The sequence below is a fragment of the Tolypothrix sp. PCC 7601 genome (assembly GCF_025677855.1).
In the GTDB taxonomy this organism is placed as follows: Bacteria; Cyanobacteriota; Cyanobacteriia; order Cyanobacteriales; family Nostocaceae; genus Aulosira; species Aulosira diplosiphon.
The window spans coordinates 4,440,305-4,453,981 of sequence record NZ_CP064879.1 but is presented as its reverse complement, the minus strand read 5'-3'; the positions used below and the strand labels follow the sequence as shown (position 1 = coordinate 4,453,981).

Genomic DNA, 13,677 nt, shown 5'->3' with positions numbered 1-13,677 from the left:
CATTCACAATACCCAACTTAAATTGAATTAAAAAATTGCCAATTTGGGCTTAATTATTGACCCACTGCACAGTACCATTAGAAAAGGAGTCAACTAATTTTTCTAGAGCTTTGATGTCACTAGGTTTTAAGGCTTTTGACTTTAACAAAGTTTGAATTTGCCTTTCTACATTCGGAGTTAAATTATGAGTTTTAATGATTTCTTGAACGCAGGTAGAAAGGGTTAATAATTGATAGAGTTCGTAGATGTGGTTGGCAACTGCTTGCGTACTAAAACGAGACTGAACCCAATGATGTGCAGCATTGCTATAAAACTGTGTCAGACTAGGGTTGTCTAATAAATTACTAATAGCTCTGGTTAAATCATGATGATTGCCAGGAGGAACTAACAGCCCAGTTTTACCATGCACAACTGTATGCTGTAATCCTCCGACGTTACTAGCAATTACAGGTGTTCCTGCTGCCATGGCTTCAATTGCCACTAAACCAAAAGGTTCATAATAACTGGGAACAACACAAACATTGGCAGCGGCATAATAAGCAGGTAACTGTGCTTGTAAAATCCGTCCTGTAAATACTGTAACTGCTTCTAAACCAAGCTTCTTGACTAAGGCTTGAATACGTTGTTGTTCTTGAAAGTCTGCACCATCTTCACGACTACCACCGACCAAATAAAGTTGAAAGGAATAAGGTAAAGCAGCGCAAGCCCTAACTAAAGTTTCAATTCCCTTGCGACGGTCAAAGCGTCCTACATACAAAATTACTCGAGCATCTGGACTAATTCCCAATTCTTGACGAGCAATATTTTGGCTGACAGAACTAAAATGTTCAGTATTAATGCCGCAAGGAATGACTTTAATCCTTCCTTTTTGGGAAATGAATTGACGCAGGTCGTCAACTTCTTGGGGACTGGTAGAAATTACACAATCTGTTTGCTCTAAAATTGCTTTTTCTACACAATGGCGAATCTGAGCAATTGGCGGCGGATTTTGCTCATCACGGTATTTAACTGCGCCAATGGAATGATAGGTATGAACTTGGGGTAATCCCAGTTGAGATTTGAGTTGTAATCCTACCCAACCAGAAAGCCAATAATTCGTATGAATTAGTGCATAGTTCCGCCCTGTTCGCTGTTGAAAATCCAGCCAAGATGTCACAAATTCTGGTAAATACTCAAATAACTCGGTTCTAGGAATAAAGTTTGCTGGCCCTGCACTTAGACGAATGGTGCGACACCCTGGCGCTAGCTCCACAATTTCTTCTTGGTTGAGATGTTCGCGTCGGGTAAAAATATCCACCTGACATCCTTTTTTTGCTAATGCTAATCCCAATTCCCGCACGTAGATATTTTGGCCACCGGCTCCTTCTTTTCCAATTTCAGCCGTGGGATCTCCATGAACTGAAATTAATGCATAAGTGGGTTGAGAATGTGTTTCTGGCTGAGAATTTTCCACAGACCCGACTAAATTCAAAGGAACAAGATTATTCATGGTCAAATTTCTACCTACAAAAGATTTTTAATTAACTACTGGTGTTAGGAGTTAAATTACTGAGCATTAAAAAAAGTTTGCAGCAACTTTCTAGATAATACAAAAGGATGAAATTTATCGATTTTTTTGCTGTTTTTAGAGGGTTCTGGTAGAGAATCAACGAGTAATCGCATTGCCTCATGAACTGATATATGATTAGTTTCTGCATAAATTCTGAGCTTTAAGTATTGCTCACTAGTGAGCAGGATGTTGGCAATATTTACTGAGAATTGAGACATAGTAATTTACTCAAACCGGAAACAATATTGCAAAATCTGGGTCTTTTGAGATGTTACTTCTTAGAAGTTCAAATATCGGGTATTAATCGGGTAAAAATCGGTGATTCATCAAATTTAATAGCTCTAGTATGACTATTTCATACCATTTGGGAACTTTAAATTTGAGATTTTGGCTGGTTAAATATTTAGTGACAGTCAACCGTCAACCGTCAACCATCAACAGTCAACCATCAACAGTCAACCATCAACGATAGGTTTAAAAATAAAGCCCACTTACCCTTCAGTAACGTCAAGGATAGGTGGGCTTTATTTATCTAGATGCACCCTGAAACTTTTCAGGTATCAAACTGGGATGCTCCCATTATGCTTGTGAGCATAACTTTTGAGGTTCCTTGTGGTTTAGGAAAAGGATAAAAGAAAAGGGTGAACTCAAACCTTTCCTTTTTTCCCATTAACCAAACTGCACTGGGATGCTCCCATTCCTGAATAATCTAGTACAATACGGCTGAAATAAGCCACCCATTGAAAACAAGCGAAAAGCTTACAAAATCATCATTCTTTCTTTTGACTTTTGACTCCTTTGGAGTTCGCCAGTTGCTTTATGCCGACGGCACTTCCTTCAAGTCGGCAAAGCCGCCCAACGGAGTGCCTTGGGAACCCGTCCACCGCACTGGCTCACTTTTTACTTTTGCCGTGTTGTACTAGCCTGATTGATGAATAATTAAATCTCCAAACGAAATAATTAAGATGTTTGGAGAAAATGTGGTGTTCCAGAGGAGTTATTCTTTGTAGAACTTTAACAATTAATAGTGAAGTTAACGGGTAAATATCGGTGAGAAATCGGGTATTTGCTAAAGCTGCTTTAAGCGATAGCCTAATCCATGAACTGTTTCAATAAAATCATCAGGAGCACCTATTTCTCGGAGTTTATTTCTGAGACTCTTAATGTGAGATTTCACAGTTTCTTCGCTGGGTGGATCGTTCAGTGACCAGATGCGTTCAATGATTCCAGTGCGGCTGAGTACCCGCCGACCGCTAGAAACCAAGAGTTCTAAAAGGGCAAATTCTTTGGGTGTCAGATGTAGAGGATGTTCAGCATAGGTGACTTCATAAGTGCTGGAATTTAAATGCAAATCGCCCCAACTCAAGCCACCGAAAGAAGTAGCGCTTTGATTGCGGCGTAACAATGCACGAATGCGCGCCATGAGTTCTGGCATTTCAAAAGGCTTTACCATATAGTCATCTGCTCCGGCATCTAAGCCAGTAACTTTATCAGCCAGGGTATCGCGTGCTGTTAACATCAGGACTGGTAGACTGCGGTTACGCGATCGCAAGCGTTGACAAAAACTGACACCGTCTAATTTAGGTAAAGTTATGTCTAGTACCACTAAGTCATATTCCAACCCCTTGATAAAATCCCATGCTTCTTCACCGTCTTGGGCTATATCTACTACATATTGACGGTCAGTCAGGGCTTCCACTAGCATTTCTGCTAGCTGCACATCATCTTCAACTACCAAAATCCGCATTTCTTAAATATTTATTATCGTACATTCACAGGTTTAAGACCCATTCGTTTACAGGTAGCATATTATTAGTGGGGGTTTAAATCCACGACTGAAAATGTCTTTAATTTTGAATTTTGAATTTTGAATTTTGAATTGTTAATGATACCTCATCTCACCTTAATATTTTCAATTGGATTTAGGCCGAGGAAACTTAGAAGGTGGCTGGAATCTTTCTACTGGTACATTCTTAAGTGCCTTCTGCATAAAATCACGCCAGACAGGGGCCACTGTCCCACCACCCGTTGCACTATGAGCTAATTGTCGGTTGTCGTCCCTCCCTACCCAAATAGCAGTCGTTAACTGTGGTACAGTGCCAATAAACCAAATATCCTTTTCTGAAGAAGTTGTACCAGTTTTGCCGGCGACTGGACGACCGATAGCAGCACCTCTACCAGTTCCTTCATTTACTACCGATTGCATCACATCTAAAGTGGCAGCTGATGCCCAAGGGTCAAGAACTAGTTGCGGTTTTGGAGTATTATCGAGCAACACATTGCCACTACTATCAGTCACACGAGCAATAATCGTCGCTGGTGATTGCCAGCCATAATTAGCAAAAGTTGCATAAGCACTAGCCATTTCCAGTGGTGTGACACCAATTGCCCCTAGTGGTAAAGAACTTACCGGCACCATTGGACTCATAATGCCTAAGGTACGGCAAGTTTCAATGACTTTATCCATCCCTACAGCTTTACCAAGCTTGATTGCGGGAATATTACGGGACAGGGACAGAGCAGTACGAATCGATATTGCTCCCATAAAGCTATTATCATAGTTGCGTGGATAATACCAACCGCTACCATCGCGATAACTAACTGGGGTATCTAGTATCGTGGAATTGGGTGTAAATTTACCACTGGCAAAAGCCGTATAGTAAACAAACGGCTTAAAAGAAGATCCAGGCTGACGCTGTGCTTGTGTGGCGCGGTTGAATTCGCTAGTTTTGGCATCAATACCACCCACTAGTGCTTTGACAAAATGTGTGCGCGGATCGATAGCGACTAAAGCCATTTGATTTTTATATATCCCTTCACTCTCAAGGGTTCGATGCCATTTCTTAATAGTGTCTTCTGCCATCAGTTGAAAGTCTGTATCTACTGTGGTTTGTACCCGCATTCCGGCTTTGAGTAATGCTTCACGCCCAAATTTTTTAATTAGTTCTTGAGCCACAGTATTGGTAACGTAAGGCAAAGCACTACCTTGAAAAGATTTGATTTTACCAAGTTTGATTTTTTGGTTGAGGGCATCATTATATTCTTGCTGACTAATCCAATTTAATTCCAACATTCGCCCCAGTACTTCTTTCTGTTTTTGTTGAGCCAATTTCATATTCACAAACGGGCTATATTCTTCTGGGGCGGGAATTAAACCTGCCATCATTGCAGATTCAGCTAGAGTCAAATTTGCAGCTGATTTATTAAAGTAAGTACGTGCGGCTGTTTGCACACCATAATTATTGTGCCCCCAATAAACTTGGTTGAGGTACATCTCTAAAATTTGGTCTTTAGTAATAACTTGCTCTAACCTAATTGCTAATACTGCTTCGGCAATTTTTCGGGTAATAGCACGCTTTTGAGATAAAAACAGATTTTTCACTAACTGCATGGTGATTGTCGAACCACCTTCTCGCACACCCCCAGCTAACCAGTTTGCGATCGCAGCACGTCCAATCCCCACAGGATTAATACCGTGATGCCCAAAGAAATTACTATCTTCGCTAGCTAATACGGCTCGTTTTAAATTGGGAGAAATTGCATCTAAAGACACTACTTGTCGATTAGCTTCACCATGTATCCTGGCTAAAAGCTTGCCTTTTATATCATAGATATAAGTTGTTTCTGATGGGAAAAAGTTGCGTAATTGTCTCACATCTGGCAAATCTCGAAAACTAATAGCTAAACCAACTAAACCGCCAGATATTACAGAAGTTGATAACATAATGATGGATAGCAGTGTCCCACCAGTTACTTGACCAACTCCTTGCCAAAATTCAAACCTAGGTAAAGTCTGAATTTTTGATTGTTGCGTATCAATAATTTTAGATGAAGACACGGCAATTATACCTTTTAATTTGTAAAATTAATTGAAATAAAATCGGAGAAAATGCCAAATTGACTTATAAATAGTTGAATTGGTAAATTAATTTCTGATAAATCTCATTTACCTACTGCTATGGTAGTAACGCTTAAGAAGAATTTAGCACCCTAAGTCTTAAGATAAATAAGAGCGATCGCTCTTGCAATATTCCTCATGTCATATATCTAATGGAATAGGTGGCTAGGCGGAATCTGCTTAATTGGAATTAATGCTTTGATTACAGATTGTACAATTGGTGCAGCAACAGTACCACCATAAGCATTTGCGCCTTTTGGTTCGTCTACCAATGCTAAAACTACATAATGGGGTGATTGTGCTGGTAATATCCCCAAGAAACTGGTGATATAAGCGCCTCTTTGATAACCACCAGTAGAACTAAATTTTTGTGCCGTACCAGTTTTACCAGCTATGCGATAACCAGCAATCTTTGATGCTTTTCCAGTTCCTTGGTCAACTACAGTTTCCATCATTTTAATTACCTGTTGAGTTGTCATACTGGAGAAAATTGGGCGTGCTGTGGGGAGAGTTGGTGAATAATGCATCTGTCCTTGACTATCAATCAGTCCTTGAACTACGTGAGGTGTAACTAATTTCCCTCCGTTAGCTAAAGCACCGTGCAATTGCACTAACTGTAGTGCTGTCAGAGAAAAGCCTTGTCCAAAAGAAGCTGTCGCCTTCTCAATGGGTGAAGCCATAAATTTTTCTTGGCTTTTTAATTGACTACTAACTACAAATGGCAAATCTGTCTTGATAGATTGTCCTATTCCTAAGCGCTGCAGCCATTGGTAATAGATGGAAGTTGGCAATCGCTGCATAATTTTCACCATACCAACATTGCTGGAGTGTTGTAGAATTTGAGCAATGTTAATCATGCGATCGCTGTTTTGCTCCGCATTTTTGATGGTGCGATCGGCCACCCTAATAAAACCAGGATCGTCAAATACATCATCTGGTTTAATGACACCAGTCTCCAATGCGATCGCCACATTTAAAGGCTTGAAAGTCGATCCTGGTTCATATAGATCTGCTATTGTCCAATTTTTAAATAGGGAAATATCAGCTTTGGAATATTCATTGGGGTTATAGCTAGGTACAGAGACTAAAGCTAGCAACGAACCATCCCATGCATCCATCACAATTACAGCACCACGTTTTGCCCTAAACTTTTCTATTTGCTGTTTGAGTGCAGCCCGCGCTATTCTTTGGATACGGCTATCAATAGTTAGTTGTAGTCGCAAGTCATCAACACTGAGAAATCCTGTTGGCGTACCATCTGGGAGTAATGCGCCGTTTCCTTCTCGCCTGAGTTTGAGAGTTTGTGCAGAACGCGCTAGTAAATTTTCTTGGCTGTACTCTACACCAGCTTGACCCTGACGTTCTGTATTGATGTAACCCACCACATCTGCAGTTAAATCTGCTTCTGGATAAAATCGCAAGTATTTCTGAGTTAGTTCCAAGCCATTCAGATGTAATGCAAATATCTGAGTAGCAATTTCTTCTGGGACAGCAGAGTCCAGCAAAATCCCAGTTTTTTGACGTTGAAATATTTTGACTAATTCATCAGCATTTTTATTAAGTATGATAGCTAGGCGTTGTGCTATTTCCTCTGGCGATTTTTGAAACAATTGAGGATGGGCATATAAAGTATACACAATCCGGTCAAAAGCTAAGAGATCATTATTGCGATCTACAACCATTCGCCGAGGTGTAAAAGGTCGCAACGTTACCATTTGCTGTTCTCTAGCTTTTTTGGTCAGTTTTTCTCCCTGCACAATTTGCAATTGATACAAATTAATAGCCAAACCTAACCCAGATAACATTAATATGCACCAAGTTACAAACAGCCTGTCTCTAGTGTTTGGTATTTGCTTGTTGGTATTTATAGATAGCCTATTGCTGATATATCGTCTGAAATTATGCCGCTTTTTGAATCCAGTATTATCAGAAATCTGGGATTTTGTTCTACCATGAAACTTACCCATAGCTAATTTAGAATTTCATAAAAGCTTTGCAGAAACTTTCTAGAAGACAAAATTGAATATCTATTATTTAAAATTTGGCAACTTTGAGAAGGCTTAGGTAGAGAATCAATTAGCAATATAATTGATTCCTGAAGGGAGATATGCTGACTATCTGCATAGAATTTGAGCTTATGATACTGTTCCTTGGTTAGTACAAGGTTAGCAATATTAACTGGAAAATGAGACATAAAAGTGTAGCAAAAAACAAAATAGTCTGGTGAGTTTTTCTTTATGTTTAACTTTACAGCTTATATATTAAAAAAATGGGTAGAAATCGGTTAGAAATCGGGTAATTATCGAATAGATATTAAATCCACAAGTTTTGTCAGAAATCGCTACAATCTGTAATATTGTATAACTCTAAGCTAATACAGCTTTAAATTGCATAACTACTATTGGTAATGGTTGACTGTTAACTGTTGACTGTCAACGGTCAATGTGCAAAACCAGTAAGTTGACAAATTAAATCCGACTACTAAGTAAGTGGGCAGGAAAATTTATAACTATGTCATTGCGTTCGTCGAAGACGTTCCCGAAGGGTACGTAGCAAAGCGAAGTGTTCGCGTTCGCGTAGCGTCTCCGCAGGAGAAGCGTTCCCGTTCGACGTTCGCGCAGCGTCTCGTAGAGAAGTCGTTCCCGCAGGCTAGGGTAGCAATCGCAAGAGTTTTGAGTAATTTACATTCTTTTACATCGTTAAGTTTATTCGTGTCTACCTACTTACAATCAGCTTTTTATTGAGGATATAGAAAAATTAAAATTCTCCAAACTAAATAATTAAAATAGTTTGAAGAATGTATAGTGTAAAAGAGGTTAATTCAATTATTAGCCTAACAATAAATTGTAGAAATAAGGGGCATATATCGGGTACAAATAGGGGAATTTAAAGGTAGCACTATGAAATGGTCACTGGAAAGAAAATGGATTGCTTCTGGTTTTGGTTTATCTTTGATACTCATGGGTATAGTTAGTTTAATTTCTTACCAAAATGCCACTCAGTTAATTGCAAGTAGCAATAAAGTAAAGCATACACATGAAGTAATGAAAAGCCTGATCGATATCTTTGCTACCTTGACAGATGCGGAAGCAGGACGTAGAGGGTATATTCTGTTTGGAGAGCGATCGGAACTCAAACGTTATGAACAGGCAATGCAAAGTCTAAATGCCAAAGTCAAAAATTTGCAACAACAACTTGCTGATGATACTTCTCAACAGCAACAACTCATGAAGCTGAAAGTTTTAATTGCTCAAAGAGTTGAACTTTCTCAACAGTCGCTCAAACTTCAGGAATTAGGCAAATCAACCGTTGCACTGCAAGCTACAAAAATTAACCAAACTCGTGGTGAAATTCGCCAAATTCTGGCTCAGTTGCAAGCAAGAGAAGAACAGTTATTAGAAATTTCGGTGAAACATTCCCAGCAAAATATTCACAACCGGATGTTAATTGAATTCCTAGGTACAGTGCTGAGTTTTGCTATTTTGTTGGCTGTTTACGCTTTGCTTTATCAACAATTGGTGAAGCGTCAGCAAGCAGAAGCTTTGCAACGGACATTAGCTCAAGAAAAAGAACTCAGTGAATTAAAACTGCGCTTTTTTTCGATGGTTTCCCATGAATTTCGCACCCCTTTGAGTATTATTTTAGGTTCAGCTCAATTATTAGCTCAAAGCAATCAGCAGTGGACAGAAGAAAAGAAAGTTAAAAATTTACATCGGATTCAATCTTCAGCTCGGTCAATGAACCAATTGTTAACCGATATTTTGACTCTGACTAGAGCAGAAGCTGGGAAGCTAGAATTTAATCCAGAACTTTTAGATTTAGAAGCATTTTGTCTTAACTTAATTGAAGATATTCAATTTTGTAATCAACCGCAACATCCAATTAAATTTATTACAAAAAATAACTGTACCCATGCTCAATTAGATGAAAATTTGCTATACTCAATTCTCAGTAATTTGCTTGCCAATGCCATTAAATACTCGCCAGCAGATGCAGATATATTGTTGATTCTCAGTTGTGAAGCAGACACAATTATTTTGCAAGTTAAAGATTCAGGCATAGGTATACCATCAGAATTTCAGCAGCATTTATTTGAGCCTTTTCATCGTGCAGAGAATGTAGGTAAAATTGTTGGGACTGGACTAGGATTAGCTGTAGTTAAAAAGTGTGTGGAATTGCATCAAGGCGAAATTTACGTAGAAAGTGAGGTAGATATTGGCACTACTTTCACAGTAAAAATTTCCCAATCTCACAGCCAAATCAAGAAGTAACATAGAATGAATTTTCAGATGATATGAATCAGAATTACCAATATTTATTTGATGGTAAAATTCCCTAGATTTATCTGTAGAATCAATCTAAAATCCGCTTTTATGTGTAAAGTAATATATTTGTGACTTAAAGGAAATGTTTGCCGCAATGGCAAGCTTTTACTTTAATTTGATTGCGGCTTCTTGATACTTTAAACAGTATCTAGTAGTCTATGAGACAAAAATTGCTGTAACTCTGATAAAATTTTCAATCATTAAGTATAATTATTTACAATATGGTCAATGAACAAGCGGCTTACTTTTAGTTCAATTCTGAACTAGGGGCAGAATTTTACTTTAAATAGTGGAGAAAACTCACTGTCTCCCTCGATGGCGATAGCGAAGCGCCGACCTGTCGGTTCGCAACCGAAATAGTTCAGTTTTAACTAAAATGTTGCCATGAGTTCAAAACTTAGGTAAAAGCTTGCCGTTTGTTCTGAACACTTTTTAAGTAAATATGCTTGGTTTAAGGAAGTTTGATAATAATTCCAGCCATTTTTACCCTATAAACCAACAGGCTACTGTCTAAAGTATGAGATTACCGGAGTGAAATTAAAGTAAAAGCTTGCCGTTGCGGCAAACAATTCCTTTAAGTCACATAAAATTCCAGTGATGATTGTTTCTGGTAATAATGATACCGTAGCTCCAGCTTTACCAGAACAAATTAAACCATTTACTTGGTTGACTATTCCCAATAAATATTTAGTATTAATTAATGGTGACACCCACTTTTCAACTATCGTAGAATCATCAAATGCAGTTGTGCCAGTGCCTACACAAGTAATCGGTTCTAGTCCTGAATTAGCTCGTAGTTATGTTAAAGCTTTAAGCATTCCTTTTTTTTAAACTTATGTAGCCCAACAACCAAGCTATATTTCTTACCTCAGCGCAGATTATACTAATACTATTAGTCAGCAACCACTACCTTTAAGTTTAGTGAAATCTTTGAATTCTGAGCAATTACAACAAGCTTTTAAATAGTCTAATTGCTGGGGTTAATCAAGGCAGATACAAAGTGCCTACTCTAAATATCAAGTCTCTAGATAAATCCTCAAGCCAATCCAGTTTCATTTTAAAAGTAATACAACTAAACTATAGTAATCCTCAATGATTTGTGAAATCTGATCTGAAGGGTTGTTAACTGTTAACTGTTGACAGTCAGCAGTCAACCGTCAACCGTCAACAGCCAAAACCGATATTTTTCACAACTTAAATAGGATTGCTATAGCAAGATTCAATCTTGAATTTTAATAAAATCCTAGAAAATTTATTTCAATATCGCCAGAGTATTTAAACCCAGAGACTGAGGAAAAAGTCCGGGAAGATTATTAATCTGGAACGTAAGGGTAGCAATTTGCAATGATTATGAATCTCACAAATCGTCAACAGCCGATTTATGTATTCCAGGTAACTCCGGAAATCTCACTTATTTGGACTACTTTGGGTTCATTATTGTTAATAATAGCAGCCGCAGGTGCCAGTTGGTATTACGCAACCATTCACGGAGAAACACTGATTTTCAGTGTAGAAAGTTCTGAAGGTGGAGTTTGGCGCGGAATTATCCCCTTTATCTTTTTATTTGTGGTTACTTTTGGTACTATCATTGTTCATGAATTAGTGCATGGAATTGCATTTGCTGCTTTTGGTGGTTCGCCACGCTATGGATTGAAAATTAAATATTTATTACCTTTAGCTTATGCAACTTCACCTGGGAATTTTTTCCGCCGCAATAATTTTCTTGTCATTGGTCTAGCACCATTAGTAGTCATTGATATTTTATGTTTGCTCCTATTAGCAATTTTTCCTCAAGCACCTTGGTTAATTTGGGTAATTGCAATCAATACAGGTGGTGCGATTGGTGATATCTGGATGGCGGTGCAATTAATACGTTGTCCGCAGTCAATTCGAGTCGAAGATAGGGAAGAAGGGATGGCTATTTATGCTCCTCTTCATGTAACTCGTCGAGAACTGCCTTTTGGTAGAACTGATAAAAGTAGACCTCGTTCAGTAGCATCATCTTTATTAAATTTTGCTTTGATGGCTTTGTGCCTATTATTGATATCTACATTTTTGCTGATACCAATATTAAAAATATTAGCAGTGCCTTCATTTATTATTGGTAATAACTATTTCTGGATTTTACGTTGGGAAAATACCACAGCAGGATTTAGTCTAGGTTTTAACTGGATATCAATTTTATTAATGGTTTTGACTTTAGTTATTATAGGATTATTAGTTAAGATGTTTCAACGCCACTTCACTAATACTTAATATCAAAATCTTAAATCATTACAGGTTTTATATATCACACACATCAATTGCAAGGAAATAAATTATGATTACTGGAACTGAACAAATTGGGATTCTCAAAACAAATAACCCGAATAACCAGAACTTGCAAATTAATATCCGTTCTGGCCCTTCGTTGAGCAACAATGTGAAACTCACCAAACCATCTGGTACTCGTGTGACTATTTTGGAGAAAAGTCAGCCTGCTGGTGATAGATATTCTTGGTATCGTATCCGATATGCAGAGGGTAATAATGATATCGGTTGGGTACGTGAAGATGTAATTAATGTTTTAGCAAATCCCAATCCTTCACAATCAGATACGCGGCTGTTGTTTGAAACCCAAAGCCGACAAGTACGTGTTTATGGTAGAGAACAGCCATATATGAATATTTACGTTAAAGCAACTGATAGTACGGATTTACTGCGTGTGGCTGCGGTGCGAATTCCTAAAAGCGATGATTACCAACCTTGGATTAGCTATATAGCAATCAAAGGTACAACTGTTTATCAAGTAAGATTTATTCCTGTAACTCAAACTCGGTCGGGTCAAGCAGAATTGATCATTGGTGAAAGCAATAGTGGTCAAATTTATTTACAGGAAAAAGGCTTTGGGATTCAGGGTTACGAATATAACCAATTATAAAAAACTTTGAAGTAAAAAAAAGGCGATCGCAGCATTGCGATCGCTTTTTGTACTGCTCAAAATTATAGCTCTTCTCTATTTATTATGCCTATTACTCTTATCTACAACTGGAATTCCTTCACTATCCACATCTAACTCTTCGCGCCTAACTGTATCACTAGCCTCAACTGTATCTGTATCTACAACCTTATTCACTCGAACTTCTTCACGCAAAACAGCTTCTTTGGAAATATCAGGCGTTTCTTCATAAATTTCCATACGAGCGAATTCGCTGTCTTGAAAGGCGTGTTGAGGATTGCTTGGTGTTGTCTGTGTGGGATTAACACGCTCAATTACTACACGCTCTTTTTCTACGGGAACTGCTACACGAGCCGTTTCTGTTTCTACGTGTTTACCAATTTTGACTTCCCCAGCTTTGCGACGTTGTTTGTTGGCTATTAATCGTTCTTCGTACAGTTTTAGGCTTTGTTGATCCTGGTCATTAATGTTGTAAAGTGAAGGTTCTTGCTCGTAGTTGTAATTGTTGTGATCGTACATGGCAGGCTGTGTTACATCAGAAGTAGTCAGAGAACCTCGATACACGCCGCGTACTCTCTCCTCATAGTCGTAATCAACCTTCTCTAAATCATCGAAATTAGGCAGATTTTCTACTTGCTCCCTGGTTAAGCCTTTGGCATAAATGTGCTTTTCAGTGTAATGGATGTCAGCTAGTCCAACAGGTAACAGGACTTTTTTACCAAAAATCCAGAAACCTGTATCTACCACAAAATAGCGGAAGTTACCTGTTTGCTCATCAACTAAAATATCCGATAATAAGCCTACTCTTTCATTACGGTTAGCATAAACATCAAATTTTTTGATGTCATCTAGTTCAAAGGAATCTTCTCGGTAGTTGGGATAAAACTCTTCAAGCTTTACGATTGCCATATTATTTGCCTCCAAGTTAAACATTTTGACGGATAAATATTGTAAGCATTACCGACTT

General features: G+C 38.3%; 10 protein-coding genes and 1 pseudogene. 5 read left to right on the top strand and 6 right to left on the bottom strand.

What is annotated here, in order from left to right; all coding sequences use genetic code 11:
• Window positions 1-49: 49 nt before the first annotated feature.
• Window positions 50-1,489: a glycosyltransferase gene (locus tag HG267_RS18290; RefSeq protein ID WP_045867815.1), complete on the bottom strand. Its 1,440-nt coding sequence runs from the start codon at window positions 1,487-1,489 to the stop codon at window positions 50-52.
• Window positions 1,490-1,545: 56 nt separating this feature from the next.
• Window positions 1,546-1,767 (bottom strand): hypothetical protein, encoded by a 222-nt coding sequence (locus tag HG267_RS18285; RefSeq protein ID WP_045867816.1) that lies wholly within the window; start codon window positions 1,765-1,767, stop codon window positions 1,546-1,548.
• 128 nt (window positions 1,768-1,895) lie between these two features.
• Here HG267_RS18285 and HG267_RS18280 point away from each other — a divergent pair, with 128 nt between their 5' ends.
• Window positions 1,896-2,021: a hypothetical protein gene (locus tag HG267_RS18280; RefSeq protein WP_255325136.1), complete on the top strand. Its 126-nt coding sequence runs from the start codon at window positions 1,896-1,898 to the stop codon at window positions 2,019-2,021.
• A gap of 597 nt (window positions 2,022-2,618) precedes the next feature.
• On the opposite strand, the gene HG267_RS18275 is transcribed toward HG267_RS18280, so the two are convergent.
• From HG267_RS18275 to HG267_RS18265, 3 genes are all read right to left on the bottom strand, one after another.
• A complete protein-coding gene (locus HG267_RS18275; RefSeq protein WP_045867817.1) occupies window positions 2,619-3,296 on the bottom strand; it encodes a response regulator transcription factor in 678 nt (225 codons plus the stop codon).
• Between the two features lie 165 nt (window positions 3,297-3,461).
• A complete protein-coding gene (locus tag HG267_RS18270; RefSeq protein WP_045867818.1) occupies window positions 3,462-5,387 on the bottom strand; it encodes a transglycosylase domain-containing protein in 1,926 nt (641 codons plus the stop codon).
• A gap of 209 nt (window positions 5,388-5,596) precedes the next feature.
• Window positions 5,597-7,414 (bottom strand): peptidoglycan D,D-transpeptidase FtsI family protein, encoded by a 1,818-nt coding sequence (locus tag HG267_RS18265; protein WP_052335039.1) that lies wholly within the window; start codon window positions 7,412-7,414, stop codon window positions 5,597-5,599.
• 933 nt (window positions 7,415-8,347) lie between these two features.
• Between HG267_RS18265 and HG267_RS18260 the strand changes: the two genes are divergently transcribed.
• The 4 genes and pseudogenes from HG267_RS18260 (at window position 8,348) to HG267_RS18245 (ending at window position 12,692) form a co-directional block, all read left to right on the top strand.
• Entirely contained in the window at window positions 8,348-9,718 is a 1,371-nt protein-coding gene (locus HG267_RS18260) for an ATP-binding protein (RefSeq protein WP_045867820.1), read from the top strand.
• Between the two features lie 633 nt (window positions 9,719-10,351).
• Window positions 10,352-10,738 (top strand): annotated as a pseudogene (locus tag HG267_RS18255) (alpha/beta hydrolase family protein); the annotation flags it as partial.
• A gap of 384 nt (window positions 10,739-11,122) precedes the next feature.
• Complete coding sequence (locus tag HG267_RS18250; protein WP_045867822.1) at window positions 11,123-12,028, top strand: DUF3267 domain-containing protein; 906 nt, start codon at window positions 11,123-11,125, stop codon at window positions 12,026-12,028.
• A gap of 64 nt (window positions 12,029-12,092) precedes the next feature.
• A complete protein-coding gene (locus HG267_RS18245) occupies window positions 12,093-12,692 on the top strand; it encodes an SH3 domain-containing protein (protein ID WP_045867823.1) in 600 nt (199 codons plus the stop codon).
• A gap of 75 nt (window positions 12,693-12,767) precedes the next feature.
• Here the strand turns inward: HG267_RS18245 and HG267_RS18240 are convergent, their stop codons facing one another.
• Window positions 12,768-13,619 (bottom strand): DUF2382 domain-containing protein, encoded by an 852-nt coding sequence (locus HG267_RS18240; RefSeq protein ID WP_045867824.1) that lies wholly within the window; start codon window positions 13,617-13,619, stop codon window positions 12,768-12,770.
• Window positions 13,620-13,677 lie beyond the last annotated feature (58 nt).

Bases quoted from the DNA above. Each gene is read 5' to 3' on its own strand.
- HG267_RS18290 (WP_045867815.1), bottom strand. From the start codon at position 1,489: ATGAATAATCTTGTTCCTTTGAATTTAGTCGGGTCTGTGGAAAATTCT.
- HG267_RS18285 (WP_045867816.1), bottom strand. From the start codon at position 1,767: ATGTCTCAATTCTCAGTAAATATTGCCAACATCCTGCTCACTAGTGAG.
- HG267_RS18280 (WP_255325136.1), top strand. From the start codon at position 1,896: ATGACTATTTCATACCATTTGGGAACTTTAAATTTGAGATTTTGGCTG.
- HG267_RS18275 (WP_045867817.1), bottom strand. From the start codon at position 3,296: ATGCGGATTTTGGTAGTTGAAGATGATGTGCAGCTAGCAGAAATGCTA.
- HG267_RS18265 (WP_052335039.1), bottom strand. From the start codon at position 7,414: ATGGGTAAGTTTCATGGTAGAACAAAATCCCAGATTTCTGATAATACT.
- HG267_RS18260 (WP_045867820.1), top strand. From the start codon at position 8,348: ATGAAATGGTCACTGGAAAGAAAATGGATTGCTTCTGGTTTTGGTTTA.
- HG267_RS18250 (WP_045867822.1), top strand. From the start codon at position 11,123: ATGAATCTCACAAATCGTCAACAGCCGATTTATGTATTCCAGGTAACT.
- HG267_RS18245 (WP_045867823.1), top strand. From the start codon at position 12,093: ATGATTACTGGAACTGAACAAATTGGGATTCTCAAAACAAATAACCCG.
- HG267_RS18240 (WP_045867824.1), bottom strand. From the start codon at position 13,619: ATGGCAATCGTAAAGCTTGAAGAGTTTTATCCCAACTACCGAGAAGAT.